21 protein-coding genes are annotated in these 19,513 nt (G+C 28.8%); 3 read left to right on the top strand and 18 right to left on the bottom strand.

Annotated features, from left to right (window positions below; all coding sequences use genetic code 11):
- Positions 1-64 precede the first annotated feature (64 nt).
- The 3 genes from OCV55_RS00335 to OCV55_RS00325 all read left to right on the top strand — a co-directional run bounded on the left by OCV55_RS00335 (position 65) and on the right by OCV55_RS00325 (position 5,917).
- Complete coding sequence (locus OCV55_RS00335; protein ID WP_147579474.1) at positions 65-2,722, top strand: transglycosylase domain-containing protein; 2,658 nt, start codon at positions 65-67, stop codon at positions 2,720-2,722.
- An 87-nt stretch (positions 2,723-2,809) separates the two neighbouring features.
- Positions 2,810-4,411 (top strand): sensor domain-containing diguanylate cyclase, encoded by a 1,602-nt coding sequence (locus OCV55_RS00330; RefSeq protein WP_147579473.1) that lies wholly within the window; start codon positions 2,810-2,812, stop codon positions 4,409-4,411.
- Between the two features lie 54 nt (positions 4,412-4,465).
- The gene (locus OCV55_RS00325) at positions 4,466-5,917 is read left to right on the top strand and encodes a C69 family dipeptidase (protein WP_147579472.1); all 1,452 of its coding nucleotides are present in this window, start codon (positions 4,466-4,468) and stop codon (positions 5,915-5,917) included.
- 29 nt (positions 5,918-5,946) lie between these two features.
- Here the strand turns inward: OCV55_RS00325 and OCV55_RS00320 are convergent, their stop codons facing one another.
- The 18 genes from OCV55_RS00320 to OCV55_RS00235 form a co-directional block, all read right to left on the bottom strand.
- Positions 5,947-6,447, bottom strand: coding sequence for a flavin reductase family protein (locus tag OCV55_RS00320; RefSeq protein WP_147579471.1), 501 nt, complete (start codon positions 6,445-6,447; stop codon positions 5,947-5,949).
- An 11-nt stretch (positions 6,448-6,458) separates the two neighbouring features.
- A complete protein-coding gene (locus tag OCV55_RS00315; protein ID WP_147579470.1) occupies positions 6,459-7,097 on the bottom strand; it encodes a lactate utilization protein in 639 nt (212 codons plus the stop codon).
- A 2-nt stretch (positions 7,098-7,099) separates the two neighbouring features.
- The gene (gene nth / locus OCV55_RS00310; RefSeq protein WP_032090596.1) at positions 7,100-7,741 is read right to left on the bottom strand and encodes an endonuclease III; all 642 of its coding nucleotides are present in this window, start codon (positions 7,739-7,741) and stop codon (positions 7,100-7,102) included.
- Complete coding sequence (locus OCV55_RS00305; protein ID WP_147579469.1) at positions 7,734-8,321, bottom strand: DnaD domain-containing protein; 588 nt, start codon at positions 8,319-8,321, stop codon at positions 7,734-7,736. Before OCV55_RS00305 ends, nth begins: the two co-directional genes overlap by 8 nt.
- A 6-nt stretch (positions 8,322-8,327) precedes the next feature.
- Positions 8,328-8,810 (bottom strand): hypothetical protein, encoded by a 483-nt coding sequence (locus OCV55_RS00300; RefSeq protein ID WP_147579468.1) that lies wholly within the window; start codon positions 8,808-8,810, stop codon positions 8,328-8,330.
- A 62-nt stretch (positions 8,811-8,872) separates the two neighbouring features.
- The gene (locus OCV55_RS00295; RefSeq protein WP_147579467.1) at positions 8,873-9,586 is read right to left on the bottom strand and encodes a zinc metallopeptidase; all 714 of its coding nucleotides are present in this window, start codon (positions 9,584-9,586) and stop codon (positions 8,873-8,875) included.
- 59 nt (positions 9,587-9,645) lie between these two features.
- The gene (locus tag OCV55_RS00290; RefSeq protein ID WP_022001833.1) at positions 9,646-9,918 is read right to left on the bottom strand and encodes an HU family DNA-binding protein; all 273 of its coding nucleotides are present in this window, start codon (positions 9,916-9,918) and stop codon (positions 9,646-9,648) included.
- Between the two features lie 90 nt (positions 9,919-10,008).
- Positions 10,009-11,481: a stage IV sporulation protein A gene (gene spoIVA / locus OCV55_RS00285; protein WP_022001834.1), complete on the bottom strand. Its 1,473-nt coding sequence runs from the start codon at positions 11,479-11,481 to the stop codon at positions 10,009-10,011.
- Positions 11,482-11,516: 35 nt separating this feature from the next.
- Positions 11,517-12,020, bottom strand: a complete 504-nt coding sequence (locus tag OCV55_RS00280; RefSeq protein ID WP_267309744.1) for a hypothetical protein — start codon at positions 12,018-12,020, stop codon at positions 11,517-11,519.
- Positions 12,013-12,567, bottom strand: coding sequence for a hypothetical protein (locus tag OCV55_RS00275; protein WP_147579465.1), 555 nt, complete (start codon positions 12,565-12,567; stop codon positions 12,013-12,015). Before OCV55_RS00275 ends, OCV55_RS00280 begins: the two co-directional genes overlap by 8 nt.
- Entirely contained in the window at positions 12,560-13,558 is a 999-nt protein-coding gene (locus OCV55_RS00270; RefSeq protein ID WP_147579464.1) for a D-alanyl-D-alanine carboxypeptidase family protein, read from the bottom strand. The genes OCV55_RS00275 and OCV55_RS00270 overlap by 8 nt, the downstream gene beginning before the upstream one ends.
- A 37-nt stretch (positions 13,559-13,595) precedes the next feature.
- A complete protein-coding gene (locus tag OCV55_RS00265) occupies positions 13,596-14,513 on the bottom strand; it encodes a calcium/sodium antiporter (RefSeq protein ID WP_147579463.1) in 918 nt (305 codons plus the stop codon).
- Between the two features lie 78 nt (positions 14,514-14,591).
- The gene (locus OCV55_RS00260) at positions 14,592-14,981 is read right to left on the bottom strand and encodes a hypothetical protein (protein ID WP_147579462.1); all 390 of its coding nucleotides are present in this window, start codon (positions 14,979-14,981) and stop codon (positions 14,592-14,594) included.
- Positions 14,953-15,345 carry a hypothetical protein gene (locus OCV55_RS00255; RefSeq protein ID WP_119363760.1) on the bottom strand — a complete coding sequence of 131 codons (393 nt, stop codon included), beginning with the start codon at positions 15,343-15,345 and terminating at the stop codon, positions 14,953-14,955. Before OCV55_RS00255 ends, OCV55_RS00260 begins: the two co-directional genes overlap by 29 nt.
- A 154-nt stretch (positions 15,346-15,499) precedes the next feature.
- Entirely contained in the window at positions 15,500-16,645 is a 1,146-nt protein-coding gene (locus OCV55_RS00250; RefSeq protein WP_267309743.1) for a DUF2812 domain-containing protein, read from the bottom strand.
- A 95-nt stretch (positions 16,646-16,740) separates the two neighbouring features.
- Entirely contained in the window at positions 16,741-17,661 is a 921-nt protein-coding gene (locus OCV55_RS00245) for an aldo/keto reductase (RefSeq protein WP_032090605.1), read from the bottom strand.
- A gap of 11 nt (positions 17,662-17,672) precedes the next feature.
- Positions 17,673-18,092: a PPC domain-containing DNA-binding protein gene (locus OCV55_RS00240; RefSeq protein WP_117850369.1), complete on the bottom strand. Its 420-nt coding sequence runs from the start codon at positions 18,090-18,092 to the stop codon at positions 17,673-17,675.
- An 11-nt stretch (positions 18,093-18,103) separates the two neighbouring features.
- Positions 18,104-19,456: an MATE family efflux transporter gene (locus OCV55_RS00235; RefSeq protein WP_147579460.1), complete on the bottom strand. Its 1,353-nt coding sequence runs from the start codon at positions 19,454-19,456 to the stop codon at positions 18,104-18,106.
- Positions 19,457-19,513: the final 57 nt, after the last annotated feature.

The following is a 19,513-nucleotide window of genomic DNA, read 5'->3' as shown; positions in this document are numbered from 1 at the left end:
CTAAAATTTGCTTTTAATATACAAAATAAGGTATACTTGTATAAGAAAAACATGGAGGTATCTTATGTCTTCGAAAAAAAATAAAACACAAAAGAAAATAAATAAAAAGAAAGTATTTATCGCTCTTACTATATGTATCTTAGTTGCTTTAATTGGTGGTGTGAGTGTCCTAGCCTATGGTGTCTATAAAGATACAGAAGCCTTTGATGCAAAGAAACTTTTATCATCCGGTGCAAGTGTGATGTACGATGATCAAGGACAAGTTCTTTATACTTATGGTAGTGAAGAAAACGGAACAAGAGAAAATATCACGTATGAAGATCTTCCACAAGTTCTTGTCGATGCTGTTGTCGCTGCTGAAGATTCACGTTTTTTTGAACATAATGGTTTTGATTTGCCACGTATTGCTAAAGCAGCTATGTCTAATTTAGTAGCCGGAGGTATTAGAGGTGGAGGTTCTACAATCACACAACAATTGATTAAAAAAACTTACTTTCCTAATGCTGAAAAAACATATACGAGAAAGTTTAGTGAAATTATTCTTGCTATCCAAGCGGATAAAGCTTTAAGTAAAGAGGAAATTTTAACACTTTATTTAAATAAGATCTATTTTGGTAGAAGTACACGTTCAATTGGTATTTCTTCTGCTTCTCGTTATTATTTTGATAAAGACGTTAGTGAATTGACCCTACCAGAAGCAGCTATGCTTGCAGGAAGTTTAAATTCACCATACAACTATGATCCTTATTATTGTTTAAATAACGCTACGAAAAGACGTAATACAATTTTAAATCTTATGGTGAAGCATGGTTATATCACTCAAAAAGAATGTGATGACGCCAAAAATGTGAAGGTTGAAAACATGTTATGCTCATCTAAAATTACAAACAGTTCCGTTAATGCAGCTTATGTAGATATCGTAACAGATGAAGTAAAGAAAAGAACAGGATTAGATCCTTTAAAAACACAAATGAATATCTATACATATTGTAATAGTGAAACTCAAGCTTTGGCTGCTGCTATTGGTAATGGTGAAAAATATGATTATAGTGATGAAGATATGCGTATGGGTGGTGCTGTTCAATCAAGCCAAGATGGTCGAATTGTTGCTGTTATTGGTGGTCGTAATTATTCTTATGGGGATTACAACTACGCTACTAGAAAACAACAACCTGGTTCTTCCGTAAAACCATTTTTGGATTATGGACTTGCTTTTGAAAATCTTGATTGGTCTACAGGACATTCAATTAATGATGATGATTACTATAATGGTAAATTTAAAAACTGGGATCGTCAATTCCATGGTTTAGTGACAGTTGAAAACGCTCTTGAAAATTCATGGAATATTCCTGCTATTAAAACATTTGATGAAGTAGAACAAAAAATTGGTAGTGATAAAATCAAAGAAGCCATGGAATCCATAGGTATTTCAATGGAAAAAGAAAACATTGGTCTAGCAAGTGCCATTGGTGGTTGGTCTTATGGTATTTCCCCACTTGAAATGGCAGGAGCTTACGCTACTATTTCTAATAATGGTCTTTACACAGAAAGTCATACGATCAATTATGTAGAAGTTGTACAAACTGGAGAAACCTTTAATATCGATGAAGAAATCCAAAATAATGCAAAACAAAGTGCTTATTCAAAAGCAAGTGCTTTTATGGTAAGACAAGTCATGCTTGATTATACAAAAAATGGTAGTGGTAATTATGCTTACGTTTCTGGTATTAATAATGTCGGGGCTAAAACGGGAACATCTAACTGGTCAAGCAGTGCTAAAAATGGTATGGCTGGAAAAAGCCGTGATTTATGGATGTCAGCTTATACATCTGACTATATTTGTTCTGTATGGATGGGATTTGGTAAAGAAGGTATTGATAAAGGTAAAACAACGAGTCAATATAAAGCCTACCCTGGTAAAGTTGTTCAAACACTTTTAAATCATTTACAAAGTAAAGGAAGTCAAAAATCTTATCCTGATCAACCAGATGATGTTGAACAAGCAGCGATGGTCAAAGGTATTTATCCATATGTTTCACCAAGTGAAGGAATGAGCGAAGATATGATTATTCAAGCTTGGTTTAAAAAAGGAACTGCCCCTACTCAAAGTGTTGATAGTGATGTCTTTAATTTAAGTGAACTTACTTCATTTGATGTAAGTCTTAATGGTCAAAGTCTTTCATTTAACTTTGCTCCATATAGTCCAGAAAATGCTGTTACTGATGAAAATGCTACCGAAGGAACAAAAACATTTGGTAAAGTTGTTTATACAGTTGTTGTAAGTGATCAAAATGGTCAAGAGCTTCACCGAGAAAATTTCTCTACTGCATCAGGAACACTTAACTATGCCGTTACATCTAATCTTAAGATTACTGGTTTCTATAGTTATGAAAAAGCACCTGATCGTACATCAAATAAAATAGAAAGAGATTTATCGCAAAACTTATCAAATATTAATGCCTCTCTTTCATGTGCCAGTGGTCAAATTAATGATGGAGCAACAATTACAGCAACTTCTGTTCAGGCAAATATTTATACTCAAAGCCAAAGTAATACGGTAACAATTACAATCTATGATCGAAATGGTAATGTTTTATCATCTGTAAATCATGCAAATGCAACATTTTCTAATTTATCTCATGGTCAACAATATTCCATTAAATTTGTTGAATCAAATGGTTCTTCTTCTACAGAGAAAACAATACATTTTTATGTAAATTAGCCATCCGTTAAATGGATGGTTTTTTATTTATTGATTTAAAACAAAACTATCTGTGATATAATATCTCTATCAGAGAGGAAAAGACTAATGGATAATGATAATTATAAAATATATACAAAAGATGTCTTAAATTTAATTTTTAGTAATCAAGATATCGATCAACTTATCCCTTATTTATCTAAAAATGTTAAAGCCATGGGATTATATACAGAAGATGTCTTAAAATACAATGACATTATTAATCATATAAAAACCTATAAATCAAATCATTTTACTTTTTATATTGATCAGTTTACATGCACTGTTATTTATCAAAATAATTCTGTATGTATTACTGAAGGTGTTTTTTACCTTAATATGGAAGAATATCAAACAAGAACTAAATATTTTTATACAATTGTATTTAAAGATCATCAAATAGAACTTCTTCATACCTCTATTGGAAATACACCAAAGGACTTAAAAGAAGCACCTTTTATTCTTGCTTCATGTTCTTTTAAATTAGATGAACAGCTTTCAATTGTTGATATTAATGATAATCTATTAGAACTTTTATTATATGATAACAAAGAAGAATTTTTAAATGATATTGATTACCATTGGATCAATTGTATTCATAAAAATGATATTTTTAATGTTATAAAAGCACTTTCTGAAAATGTTTCTGCTTTAGAAAGACACCACTTAGAATATCGTATTAAAAGAAAAGATGATAGTTATTTATGGATTTATGATCAAGGACATTTCATTTTCAATAATCAAAAAAATTTAATTGTTCAATGTTATTTAAGTGATATTTCTCCTATTAAAAACAGAGAACTTGCTTCATCTGTTGAAAAAGAGAAATATCAAATGGCTTTAAAAGATAATTCTATTTCTATTCTTGAATATCATATTCAAGATGATCGAATGATTATTGATATTTTAGAACAATCTAAAAAACAAATTTATGATCATTATCTAGATTATGTTTCTTCTTCCAAATCAACTGTTTTTGAAGAAGATAAACAAAAAATTGTAGATTTATTTACTCAAAAAATAAAAGGACCTATTATCTATCGTAAATATTATAGAGGTTCACAAGAATACTGTGTTAAAACACTCGATGCAACAGTCATCTATAATTCGAATGATGAAGCAGAAATCATACTTGCAACAGCTTCTGATATTACTGTTAATTGGCATGAACAAAACTCTTTAAAACAACAAGCTCAAAGAGATTCTCTTACTCATTTGTATAATCTTGAAGCTGGAAAATATATCATTGATGAATATATTAAAAAGAATCCAAAGCAACAAAACGCTTTAATTGTTTTAGATATTGATCATTTTAAAGAAGTAAATGATACTTATGGACATTTAGTGGGAAATGAATTATTGATTGCTCTTGCAAAATATTTGTTATTTCATACAAATCCAAATGATATCGTTATTCGTATGGGTGGCGATGAATTTGTTGTTTTTTTAAAAAATGTACATGATGATTTGACTTATCCTTGTAACCAATTAATGTCTCATCTAAATGAAATTTCTCTTTCTCATCACGGGATACATTTTTCAATAAGCATGGGAGTTTATACATTTTCTAATGAACAAAATTTTGATACTATTTTTAAAATAGCTGATGATGCTCTTTATCATTCAAAAAGAAATGGTAGAAATCGTTATACAATTAAATATCAAAAATAAGGGATGAAATTCCCTTTTTTTATATTATAATAAGGTACAAAGGGGGAAAAATATATGTCTTGTACAACATTATTAGTGGGGAAAAACGCTTCTTATGATGGCTCAACAATGATTGCTAGAAATGATGATTCTGGTGCTGATGGGTTCACTCCAAAAAAGTTCGTCGTTATTTCTTCAAAAGAACAAAAAAGAAAATATAAAACTGTTATTTCGCATTTAGAAATTGATTTACCTGATAATCCAATGTCGTATACAGCTATGCCAAATGCAGTTAAAGGAAAGGGAATTTGGGCTGCAAGTGGTATTAATGAAGAAAATATTGCAATGACTGCAACTGAAACAATCACTTCAAATCCACGTGTTTTAGGTGCTGATCCACTTGTTGAATATGATGAAATCAATCATATTTCTGGAGGAATTGGTGAAGAAGATATCGTTTATATTGTTTTACCATACATTCATAGTGCACGTGAAGGTGTTGAAAGATTAGGAAGTCTTTTAGAAAAATATGGAACTTATGAAATGAATGGGATTGCTTTTCAAGATCATGATGAGATTTGGTGGTTAGAAACAATTGGTGGACATCATTGGATTGCAAAAAAAGTACCTGATGATCACTATGTAGCTATGCCTAATCAATTTGGTATTGATAATTTTGATTTAGAAGATGCACTTACTTCCAAGAAAAATCATATGTGTTCTTCAGATATGAAAGAATTCATAGAAAAATATCATCTAGATCTTTCTTTAAATGCTAAATTTAATGCTCGTGACACATTTGGAAGTCATGATGATTCAGATCATGTCTATAACACACCTCGTGCTTTTGATATTGAAAGATATTTGAATCCACATACATTTACTCATCAACCATATGATGATGATATTCCATGGTCACAAGTACCAGAAAAGAAAATCACTGTTGAAGATGTTAAATATGCTCTTTCTTTACATTTTCAAGGAACTAATTATGATCCTTATAAATCTTATGGTGATTTATCTCAAAAAGGAATGTATCGTCCTATAGGAATTAATCGTAATGACTTTTTATCAGTTATTCAATTAAGAAATGATGTACCTAAGTCTTTCCAAGCAATTGAATGGATTGCCTATGCATCAAATGTCTTTAACACATTGGTTCCTTTCTATGGAAGTATCAGTGAAACACCAGATTATTTATCTAATACAACAGATACTGTTTCTACAGATAATTTCTATTGGTCAAGTCGTTTAATTGCAGCTATGGCAGATGCTTCCTATAAGAAATCATCTATTCATATCGAACGTTATCAAAAAAATGTTATGGCTAAAGGGCATCACTTAATAAACATCTATGATGAACTTTTGCAAAAAGAAAACGATTTAGACAAACAACTTCAACTTAAACATCAAGCCAATCAAAAAATAGCTGATATGTTAAAAGAAGAAACAAATAAAACAATTTCACTTGTTTTAAACGAATTAAGTCTTTCAATGAAAAATAAATTTGAACGTTCAGACGCATAAAAGAGGTTCATTCGAACCTCTTTTATCTCCTATTTATTTTCATAAACAGCAATAATTTCACCAATATATCTTTGATGATAATCTTTTTGTGGATACCATCTTTCATCTAAAGATGAATCAATAAATTGTTTAGGATCAATCATATCACTATAAATCTTTTTACATACAAATACCATCTTACCTTGTTTAAAAGTTGGTTGGTTTTCTACTTCCTCTATATCAAAAGAAACTTCAGCAATTTTATCGCCATCTCTACCAGATTTAGAACCTAAAACACCTAATTCCTTTTTATAACCATCAAATAGAGTAACTGTAAAATAATCTTCGGCATCTACAAATTCTTTCGTATATCTTTGAGGTCGAATATAAACAGTCATTACATTTTTACCCCATAAATGCCCAAGTTGTCCCCAACTTGCTGTCATTGTATTAACAACTCCATCTTTTTTAGCTGAAATAAGTACCCAATGATTACTAATTTCATCAAAAGGATTAAACTTTAAATCTTGAATATTTACTTTTTCAAACATAGTGTTACCTCCTAATATCCTAATTCTTCATTTATAACAAGCACCGTCATTCTACTTAACGGTTGCCTTGAAATCTTCACATAAGCACTACATATACGATCATCACTTTGACAATCTACGCATTTTCCAACTTGAACACATGGTGTGTTCTTATGTAAACGTAATGCATTGGCTGGACATGATATGTTTTTAATATGTTGAATAGCTGAATCTTCATCATCAAAAATCTTATTCATTCCAACAATCACAATCACTTTTTTAGGACCATAAATCATTGCTGCTACTCGATTTCCATTTCCATCAATATTATAAAGATTTCCATTTCTATCGATTGCATTTGAACTTGTTAAATAAACATCAGCGAGTAATGATTGATGAAAAACATCTTCAATTTCATCTCTAGAAAGACCTTCTTGATAACGATCTAAAAAACGAACAGGTTTATTTCTTAAATAATTAATAACTCCTGTTTCAAATAAAGTCATTGAACCACCAACACCTACTGTTTGATCATCTTTAAGTAAAGAATCTAAATAATTTAATAATTCTTGTTTGTTATCTAAAAAAAGTAATTCAATATGATTTTGATTAAATGCTTTTTGCATTTTTTTATTTTTTATTTCTAATATTTTTTGAATATTTTGATCCATGCTTATTTTCTCACTTCTTTTATTTTATCTTTACACATATCATATAAATGACATTCTTTACAATTTGGATTTTGTGCTTTACAAAAATATCTACCAAAGAATATGAACTGATGATGCGCTTTATTCCATCTATCTCTAGGAATAGAACGACAAACCTTTCTTTCAACATCATTTACTGTATCATCTTTTTTAGCAAAACCTAATCTTTTAGAAATCCGTTCAACATGTGTATCTACAGCAAATGCAGGTTCATCAAAACCAACAGATAAAACAACATTCGTTGTTTTTCTCCCTACTCCTGGTAAACTTTCTAATTCTTTTCTTGTTTTTGGCACTTCACCATTGTATTCTTCAAGCAAAACCTGTGCCATTTTCTTTAAATTTTTAGCTTTATTTCTATAGAGCCCAATAATTTTAATATCATCTTGTAAATCTTCTAAAGATGCTAAAGCAAAAGATTCAACAGTAGGATACTTTTTAAAAAGTGAAGCTGTCACTTGATTGACTTTTTTATCAGTTGTTTGTGCTGAAAGCATGACAGCTACTAAAAGTTCAAAGACATTTTGATGATTGAGTTCACAATGAGCATCAGGAAAGAGTTCTTCAAAGTAATCTAATACTTTGTTTGTTTTTTCTTTATTCATCTTCCCACCAATGATAATGACTTTCTTTTACTTTTCTTTCTTGTGGTTTTTCATCAATATATCTTTCTTTAACTCCATTTTGAGCCCAATTAATTAAAATACCTTCAATATATCTTAAAGTTAAAACTTGACTTTTAACAGCTTCTTTTAAAGCTTTTAAAATCATTTCTTCACTATAACCGCTTTGAACCCACTCTTTAATACTATCAAATTCCATCGGTGTTAATGGTCTACCAAATTGTTCTTCAAAAACATCAATCATATTCATTTTTTCTTCTACTGGAACTTCTTTATTTTCTAAAAGTTTTTCTTCAAAATGATTTAAACATATCGCTCCATTTTTATTAAAAATCCATTTTTTCTTTAAAAGAGAATCTAAAATATGATCCATTTCATGAGGAGTAAGTGATGAATATTTTAATAATAATGAAGGTGTAATCATTTTTTTGTGCAACGTAACAAAAGTATCAATCAATAGTAATATATGACATTCTTCATCTGTCAAAGAGAGTTCTTTCCCTCTTAAAAGTAATAATCTTTCTAAATTTATACATTCTAAATCTTTTAAATATTTAATCATATCTTTTTATAATTTATATGCTTTCAAAAATTCTCCATTATCTAAAGAATAAAACGCATATAATAAAGTATCCTTTCCTTTATAAGTTAAACAATAAACAAATTGATCATTTTCATATCCTATCTCTACTTTTGTTGGATTTACTTGATATTTTTGAACAAAAGCATTCTTCACTTCTTTTTTAGAAATAGTTTTACCTTCAAAAATATCCACCTTTTTTAATTTTTTATTACATACAACATACATTGTTTTCTTTTTATTTTTCACTTTAACAATATAATTTATTTTCTTATTTTGATAAGCATTAAAATAGTCATCATAGTCATAATGGTATTGACTACATATTTCTTCTTGTATACTTACTAAATCATTTTTATGCTTTGTGTAAGGAACATGTACCCAAAGCATGTAAAAACATATATATACAAAAACAATAACTAAAAATGTTAACACGATTTTAAAACGATGTTTTCTAAAAAAAGCTTTCATACATTATTCCTCCATGCCACCTTATTATAACCTTTTTAAACAAAAAGAAAAAGCCTTTTGGCTTAGTCTCTTCCTCGATCATTTCCTAAAACAACTAAGACAATTCTAAGTAATGAAAGAAGGGTCGATAACATTCCTGCAACATAGGTTAGCGCTGCAGCTGTTAACATTTTTTTAGCTCCAAAATATTCATCTTGAACTAAATAACGATCATTTAAAATACTCAAAGCTCTAGAAGATGCATCAAATTCAACTGGAAGGGTAACAATTTGAAATAATAACATTAAGCTTGTAAGTAAAACACCAGTCCAAGCAATAGATGTTCTTCCCATAAAAAGACCAATCATAATAGCAACCCATCCTAAATTATAAGAAAAGTTACATACAGGAACGATAGCATTTCTAAATGTCAATGGTCTATAACCTTCTTGATGTTGAAGTGCATGTCCACATTCGTGAGCAGCTACCGCAAGTGAAGCAATACTTGTCCCATGATAAATATCACGAGATAGATGTAATGTTTGGTTACTTGGATTATAGTGATCACTTAAACGTCCTTGAACTTCAAAGATTTGAACAGAAGACAAACCATGTTGATCAAGAATTTCTCGCGCCACATCATAGCCCGTTAAATGTCTGCTATTTTGAACCTTTGAATATTTATTATAAGCACTTGAAACTTTCATTTGTGCAAGTGCCATCAAAGCAACACCAACTAAAACAAGTATATTCCCTAACATATAATAAGAATTTGTATAATAGTAATAATTAAACATTTTATTCACCTCGATTTATAGTTTACACTTCTATTATGAACAGAAAATGAAAAAGATGCTTAATTCATAGCATCTTTTAATCTGTTACTAGGTTTAAATGTCACTGTTTTACTAGCAGGAATAATCATTTCTTCTTGAGTTTTAGGAGAAATTCCTTTTCTAGCTTTACGATCATTGACTTTAAAAGTACCAAATCCAGAAATAAGTACCTTATCTCCTTCAACAACGCTTCTAGTAATCGTATTAAACACAGTATCTACAAGTAGTTCTGCTTCTTTTTTTGTTAAATTACGTTCTATTGAAACTGATTCAACTAATTCTTTCTTATTCATTTTCACACCCCGCAATAATAAAAATACTAGGTTAGTATAGCATCTAAAAAATGTTGTTTCAAGAGATTTTTAAAGAACTTTTTTAAAAAATTATAAAACAATTGCTATCACATTTGATTTACCTTTATTTACAATTTTTGACAATATATCATGTATTTTTAAACTTGCATTTTCTGGAATCATATTCAATTTATAATACATCCCTTCTTCTATTAAATCACCTAATTTTCTGCCAAAAACATCACATGAAAAAATAGCTTCCTTATCATTTCCATTATGATTTAAATAATCAATAAAGCTTTCCGCTTGTTGCTTTGAACCAATAATTGGTTCAAATGTACTTTCAATATCAATTTTAATCATATAAGTGGTTGCTGCTTTACTTTTTAACTTCATTCCATATCTAGAACCTTGTTTAATAATTTCTGGTTTTGATAATTCTATTTCTTCTAAACGTGGAATCGCATAACCATAACCTGTTTGTCTTACCATACTAAGGGCATTCGAAATACCATCATATTCATCCTTGATAGTCATCAATTCTTGTAACAAGGCAAGAATAGAAGAACGATCTACTTCATAACCAACAATATTTGTTAGTAATTCATCATATAAACCATTTCTTTCTTCAATGCGAATCGTCGCTGAAGAATGAGATGTATCGACACTTTTTAAATAAGCTCTTTTAACAAAGTCATACGATTCAATACCTTCTGTAAGATGTTTGACATCTTTTATTTTTTTGATTTCTACTAATGAATTTTTTAGTGCTTCATCTAATGTTTGTTTTAACCAATGTTTTTGATTTAACATTGCAATATAACGCGGAACTTCAATTTTCACCTCATGAATTCCAAATTCATTAAGTGCTTCTTGTAAAAGATGCACGATTTGAGTTTCTAACATGTTGGTTGTATCAATAGCAATGATTGGTACATCGTATTCTTTTTGATAACTTTCAACAACATTTTGACACTTTGAACTTGAAGGATCTTTACTATTGACAATCACAATAAATGGTTTCCCTATATCTTGCAACTCTTGAATGATTTCTTTTGTTGCACTGTGATAACTTTGTTCATCAATATCTAGAAAACTACCATCACTAGTAACAACGATTCCAATCGTTGAATGATCTTGAATAACCTTTTTTGTTCCAATTTTAGCTGCTTGATCAAAAGGTATACTTTCATTATACCATGGTGTTTTAACAAGACGTATCCCACTGTCATCTTGATAACCACTTGCCCCTTCAATCACATATCCTACACAATCAACTAAACGTACATTGATTTTAAAATCATCTTGTAAATCTATCTTAACGGCTTGATTCGGTATAAACTTAGGTTCTACAGTCATAATCATTTTGCCTTTTCCTGATTGTGGAAGTTCATCGATCGTTCTTATCTTTACATCAGGATCTTCAATATAAGGAATAACCGCCATTTCCATAAATCTTTTAATAAAAGTCGATTTTCCACTTCTTACAGGTCCAACAATTCCTAAATAAATATCACCTTGACATCTTTTACCAATATCTTTAAGAATTTGTTTCGTTTCCATTATCATAACTCCTTTTATTCCAATATATTAAAAACTTACGAAATCATTCCTAAATAATAAAAACAAAGCATAAAAACAAATGAAAGAAAATCTAAGAAAAAGCCTAACCATAATGTATAGCTATACTTCTTTAAATGAATACTTCCATAATATAAAGAAACAACATATAAAGTTGTATCACTTCCAGTTTGTAAAATTGATCCCATTAAACTATAAAGATGATCTATTCCATAATAATCATAAATTCTTTTTAAAATAATAAGAGAAGTTTGACTACTTATTGGTCTTGTAAAAGCCATTAATAATAAATCAAGGGGAATTGAAAAAAATCGAATAAAGAAAGTACCTATTAAAGAGATAAAACCACTACTTAAAAAAAGATTGACCCATAAAGTAAGAAGCATTAAGGAAGGAAAAAGAATCATTAAATAATGCATTCCTTCTTTGACTCCTGTAATAAATTCTTCATAAATAGGTATTTTTTTATAAGCACATTCTAAAAAACTCCATAAAATAATAAGTAGAATTAAATTAGACATGTTCAATCACCTTAATAATAACAATTCCTATAATTGTAATTGAAAAACCAATAAATAAACTATAAGGATAAAAAGCTAAAATATTTTGACTATGATAATTTTGTCTAATTGTCATCATGGTAGTTGGTAAAATAGAAAAACCTGCCGTATTGATTACTACTAGTATTTTTATTTGAAGAGGATAATTCTTTTCTTTTAATTTAGAAATTGCTTGTAAACCACTCATTGTAGCAAGTGTTCCAAGTCCTAATAGATTAGCAATCAAATTTGAAGATAGTGCTTGATAGATTTGTTCATCTTGAATACATCGTCCATAGATCCAACGTAATAGTGGTTTAAATAGAAAATTTAAATGATTCACCATATTTGAAGCCTGAATGATTTTTAATAAGCCATTCCATAAACAAATACTTAAAATAAGTGTTTTACAAAGTTCAAAGACATCAAAAGGTGTTTGTAAAAGAGCTTTTAACATGGCTTCTTGTTTATTAAAAATCAAACCAACAATAATAAAAAGAATAATCCCATAATGAAAGATCTTATTCATAAACTAGATCCTTTAAGATCATTAAATAAAAATTTCTAAACCGATATCTCTTTAATTTAATTTTTTTAATATATGTTTGATTTCTATAAATAAACATTTCTTCATTATGAATCAAATAACTTACACTTTCATCCTTTTCTTTTGACATCAACAAATCATTTTCAAACAAGTACCAGTTTCCTTTAATATTTCTAACCCCTTTATCAAACAACACAAGTTTTTCATAATTTTTAAAACATTCCTCATACTTTTTTTGATGAAACTCAAAATCATTTCCACAATTAAAAGTAACAATAATTAAATCAACTTGTTTTTTTATAGCTCGTGTAATCAATGTTCTTTTGGCTTTTTTGGTATAACCTGTTTTACCACCAACACAATAAGGGTATTCTTTTAAAAGACGATTTTTATTATGCCAATAACCTTTTCCATCTAGTCTTTTATACTCTTTTGTTTTAACAATTTGATTAAAAAGAGGATTTTGACAACAATAACGATAAAGCATCGCCATTTCTTTAACTGTTGATAAATTTCCTTCATCTTCTTCATCTAAACCTGAAGGATTCGAAAAATGTGTCTGTTTCATCCCTATATCTCTAGCTTTTTCATTCATCATTTCCACAAAACGTTCAACACTTCCACCAACACTTTTAGCCAGCATTAAAGCACAGTCATTCCCACTTCGAAGCATTAAACCATATAAAAGATCTTGAATCGTAATTCGATCTTTTATATGTATATAGACACAACTCCCATAGGCTTTATTAATCGTTTCATCAACCGTAATCTTTTTATCTAAGCGACTATTTTCAATAACAACGATGGCAGTCATAATTTTAGAAATTGAAGCAACACTTTGTAAATAATCTATATTTCTGCCTTCTACAACATATTGATTTAAACTATCATATACAATATAACTCTTTCCATAAAACTCGACATTGGTACAAATCATTTGAAAAATCATCAAAAAACTAATCAATAATTTCATTATATCACCTATATCATTCTATGTTTCTTCTTTCCATTTAACACAAATAGATTAAATACATCACATAGGAAAGTAACATCAAAAGACCACCTATTCTATTTAATTCATGTCGATAAATCGTTAAAAGCCATAATAAACAACCACTTCCTATAGCTACAAACATATCTACAATAAATTTACTTTCAAAAGGTACTGGACAAATTAAAGAAACACCTCCAGCAATAAATAAAATATTAAAAATATTACTTCCGACAATATTTCCAATCGCAATACCCGTATGATCTTTTCTAGCTGCCTGTAAAGAGGTTACTAATTCAGGCAATGATGTTCCAAAAGCAACAATCGTTAAACCGATGAATCTTTGAGAAAAATGTAACCAATAAGCTATTTGAGTGGCTGCTTTAACAACCAGTTGACTACCAATCATAACAAAAAAGATGCCTAAACCAATCAACAACACACATCCTATAAAAGAGTATTGTGGAGAAACTTCCTCCTCACTTTCTTTTTGTGACAGCCAAAACAAATAAAGTAAATAAATGATAAACATACCTATTAAAATAAGTCCTTCTTGAAATGATACAACTTGTTGACTTTTTCCCATAACAAGTAAAACAAGACTTGAAAGCAACATATAAGGAATTTCAATGAACAATGTTGATTTTTCAATCTTTATTTTTGTAATCAAAGCGCTCATTCCTAAAACAATCAAAATATTTAAAATATTACTTCCAACAACATTCCCAATGGTAATTCCTGAATTTCCTTTTAACCCTGCTACTAATGAAACAGCTGCCTCTGGCAAACTGGTTCCCATCGCACAAATCGTCAATCCAATAACTAATTGAGAAACATGAAAAATACTTGCCAGTGAAGATGCTCCATCTACAAACCAATCCGCTCCTTTCACTAAAACAAAAAAGCCTGCTGTTAGTACAATAAGCGAATAAATCATTTTATCCCTCCTGTTTTCATTCTATTAAGATTTATTCATTAAATGAAAAAGAAGGGTAAATTTCCCTTCTTTCAATGATTATCGCTTGATTGAAATAAAATGACGTCTATCTATATATCTTATTTTCTTTTGTTCAAAAAGATCAATTATTTGTAAAAAACGTGCATCTTGTTTACATTCAAAAGAATATTGTTGATTGCTTGTTGTTACTAACATACAAACTACCTTTTGTTTTAAAGATAAATCAACTTCATAAAAATCATCATAGTCTATTTCAAAAAGCTTATGTTTTTCTATATCATAACATTCAACTTTATCACTTGAAAAATATAAATATTTTTCAAAATCTTTATCTTCCATTATTTCTTGATGAATACCAAAGAATAACCCAGAAAAACGAAAGGCTTTTTTATATTCCTTATATGCTTTTTCTAGTTGATCAAGACTTAAAATGAGTTTTACTTTCATCATTTTTTCTCCTTATATAAAATACTATCGTTATAATTAAACAAATAACTACATAAAAATCTATAGCAGGTAATGGAAAAGAAAGTTGAACTTGATTTCCATGAAATAATTTATTAAAGATAAATAAGATAATAAGTAGAATTATATTTTTTCGATAATCTATGACATCACTATTCCATAAGGCAATAAAATATAAAATAGGTAAAAAATAAAATAAACAATAAATAATAAAACTAATATGAATACTAATATATCCTAAAGAATTTAAAGAATTTGTAAGTAAGCTTTGACCACAAACCATGGTCATGATCATAAAAATTTCCATTAAATAATCAAAGACCCATACTTTATCTATTATCTTCATATAAATCTCACATTCCTTTCTACATATATTCTAATAAATACTTTATTTGCCTAGAGATGTAACTTATCTTTTACTTACTTTTATTATATTATTATATTATTTATATATCAATATTATTTTTATTATTTTAATACAAAAAAGATCTAAGAAATTCTTAGATCTTTAATCGTTGATAATATTTAATATATTTAGAAAGTGGTAATCCTTCTTTGTTATTGATATAAAAAACTTCTTGACCCTTTAATACAACATATTTTTGTTTATATTTAAAACATAAATCACTATCTTTTTGAGTTATCAGAGGATATTGCTGAATAATTTTTTTATAAGCTATTTTATTTTTAAAAATATTTTCTACTTGATATTCAAAAATACCTTTTGAAATAGCTGACGTATATCCTTTATAATAGCCTTCCATCATTCCATGATCCCCTTCAATAGAATATCCTTGATATAACATTCCACCATCTTCATAGCTATAAGGTTGTTGCAAGCTTTGGACAGGTTCAATAGCGCTATAAGGATCGCCATCTGCTGGATGGTCATACAAACTTAAAGCAATTGTAGCAATAACACAAAGATAAACAATCGCATTAGATTTTTGACGTTTTTCTTTATAAAGATGTCCAAGATAACCAATTAACCAAGAAATGAGTAAAATCAGAAATGATTTGAAACCATTTTGTTTTAATAAATCTAATAAAATCAAAATAATCCCAACATAAAGATTTATTTTAGATAAAGTATTAAAAATATTTTCTAAATAAAAGGGCTTATTTTTCATTACTTTTTTTAAATGTGATAGATTACATAAGCCAAAAAAGAAGAAAGAGAAGCTTATAAGACTTACAGCAGTATAAAATAAATAAGTACCAAAATAAAAAGTCAAATAAGGTAAACTTGGCAACCCATGTATTTTAAAAGGTTGATAAGCAATTAATAAAACAATGGCCATGATCATTAAAAAATAATGAGTTGTAAAATTATAGATCGTTGATAAGATTTCTTTTTTATCACCTACATCTTGTTTTAAAGGTTGAGCAAAAAGATCTTCAACTTCTACTACTTGTAACCCGAAATAATTAACAATAATACGGCATCCTGCTTCTTTTATATCTTTATTTATTTGTTTATAATATATTTTATAATGCTTCCTTTGTGGTGTTCTTTTTTCAAATGTTAAAAAATTTAGACTTATATTTTTTAAATACCATCCTTCTAAAGCTTTATTTTCTAATAAATCAATAAATTGATCTTCATTTACTAAATAATCTTTTGTAGATATTCTTTTATATTTCATAAACATCACCCATCTTTATTATATCAATATATTATATTCGTTCAACAAATATTATTTTTATTATAAAGTATATAAAAAGTTGCCTAAGCAACTTTCTATGGTAGTGGTTTTTCACTTGCAAGATAGAGATCATACCATTCTTGTCTTGTAAGCGTAAAATCACATGCTTTAATTGTTTCTTTTAAATGTTGAGAGGATGTTGTCCCTACGATTGGTTGCATATGTGCAGGATGACGAAGTAACCAAGCAATCGCTATTGCTGGTTTAGTTACTTGATATTTATGAGCTAATTGTTGCATAACATCATTTAATTTTTGATAATTTGGATGATCAATAAAAGTTCCTTCCGCCCAAGAAGCTTGGATTGAACTCCATGGTTGGATCGTAATATCATTTAAACGACAATAATCTAAAACACCACCATCTTTATCTTGCGCAAATGCTTCTTTCATATTCATATTTAATCCTGAATCAATCATTACTGAATGAACGATTGATAATTGTAATTGATTAATAATAATTGGATATTTTAAATATTTCTTTAATAATTCTATTTGTAAAGGTGTGTGATTAGAAACACCAAAATAATGAACTTTTCCAGCTTCATATAATTCATTAAAAGTTTCAGCAACTTCTTGAGGATCACATAAAGCATCTGGTCTATGAAGCAAAAGAATATCTACATAATCTGTATGTAATCTTTCTAATGATTCATTGACACATTTTAAGATATGTTCCTTAGAAAAATCATATCTTTTTCCAGGAACAATACCACACTTTGTTTGAATAATCATCTGTTTTCTATATTCAGGATGTCTTTTTAATACTTCACCAAATAATTCTTCTGATTTTCCTCCACCATAAATATCTGCATGATCAAAAAAATTAATTCCTGATTCTAGAGCAGTTTTGACAAGTTCTTCCACTTCTTCAATGCTTTTATCAGCAATTCTCATACATCCTAAAGCAATCTTTGATACCTTTAAATCCGTTTGTGGTAATGTTAAATATTCCATAGTTAGCTCCTTTATAATTTTAATAAATTTAAACCAATTTCTTCATCAAAGTAACGATCTACTTGTCCATTGATGACTTGAATAACCATTTCACATGTTGCTGAAACAATTGCTTTATTTAAATGACCACCAAAAACTTCTCCTTGATCATTTCCAGCAGATAGATGCATATGACTATAATATTCACCATTCATTGTATTAATAGTTCCCGTAAGAGATACAATTTCATAATCACCTTTAAATTCATTAGCAAAATATTTCTTTTCCTTTGTTTTAAAAACACCGACTGTAAAATCATTAATTGCACCTAAAGCTTGAATACTTGCAAGTTTGATATTTTCTTTTAAAGCAATATTTTTAACTTGTTCAACAATATCTTCACCCTTATCAATTCTTGCGATAATTGTATTTTCAAATTTTTTATATTTCATTTTCTTTCCTCCTATTGATAAACCCGATATTTCCATTTTCCTTTCAAAAAACGTGTTGATAATAATAAACATCTAGAAATATTATCTAAAACCATCATGATCCAAACACTTTCAAGTCCAAATGAAAAGACATTGATCATGAGCATTGAACCAAAAATCCTTATTCCCCACATCGTAATCAAAGAAAATACAAATGGTGCTTTGGTATCCCCCATTCCATTAAAAGTTCCTTCTAAAATAATCAAGATACCATAGATTGGTTCACTAATAGAAACAATCCTTAATACCCTAGTTCCTAAAGCGATAACTTTTTGATCAGGAGTAAAAATCGACATAATATTTTGAGCATTTATGAATAATAAAACACCAGCAATAGCCATGATACTTAAAGTAATTGCACATGTAAGATACGTCATTCTTTTAACTTTAGATTCATCTTTTTCACCAACAGCATTTCCTACAAGTGTACTTGCTGCTGATTGGAAACCATACCCCGGTGCATAAAACGCTTGTTCTGCTTGAATTGCTATCGAATGTGTTGCCAAAGAAACAACTCCTAATTTAGCAATCAACGAAGCAAAAGTAACATGTCCTAAACAAATAACACTTCTTTCCATAACAACAGGAATAGAAATTTTTAAACATTCTAAACATACTGGTTTATGAAAATGAAATCCTGTATGTTTAAAATCAAAGATTTTATTTTGATAATAATGTCTAAACATCAAAATTCCTCCAACAATATAAGAAATAGCTGAAGCTATCGCTGCTCCGGCTACAGATAAACCAGCTCCATAAACAGTTATACCAAATATCTTTCTTGTCGGATAAATTAAAAAGAAATTTAAAATGATATTGATTATATTCATATAAACATTGATCATCATTGGTGTTTTCATATCTTTAACAGCTCTTAAAGTTGAAGAGAGAATAATAATAAATGTTCTAAATATAAATGGTGCTGATACAATTAAAAAATATAAAAAAGCATCATGCCTTATTTCTTTGGCACCATTGAGCCAACCAGGTAAAAATGGAGCAATTATGATACTAATAATAGTTGTTATCAATCCTATAATAAAAGAAATAAATAAGGCTTGTTGACCCGCAATCTGTACTTTTTTATAATCTTTAGCGCCATCTGATTGAGCACATACGGCTAAGACACCCACTCCAAAGGCAACCGAAATACTTCCTAACAACCAAGTAACAGTAGATGTTAAACCAACTGCTGCAGAAGCTGTTGCTCCCATAGAACCAACCATCGCTGTATCTACATAAGTCACTACCGTATTCATTGCTTCTTGAATAATAGCAGGCCATGCAAGATGACATATATTTTTTATCTCATTTCCATATTTCATCCTATAACCTCCAATAATTCTATTATACAAACAAAAAAAGGAATAAACAATGTTATT

This window comes from [Clostridium] ammoniilyticum (genome assembly GCF_025566905.1).
GTDB classification, from domain to species: Bacteria; Bacillota_I; Bacilli_A; order Erysipelotrichales; family Coprobacillaceae; genus Faecalibacillus; species Faecalibacillus intestinalis.
Note: the sequence above shows the minus strand (reverse complement) of the source record. Positions and strands in the feature narration are given on the sequence as shown.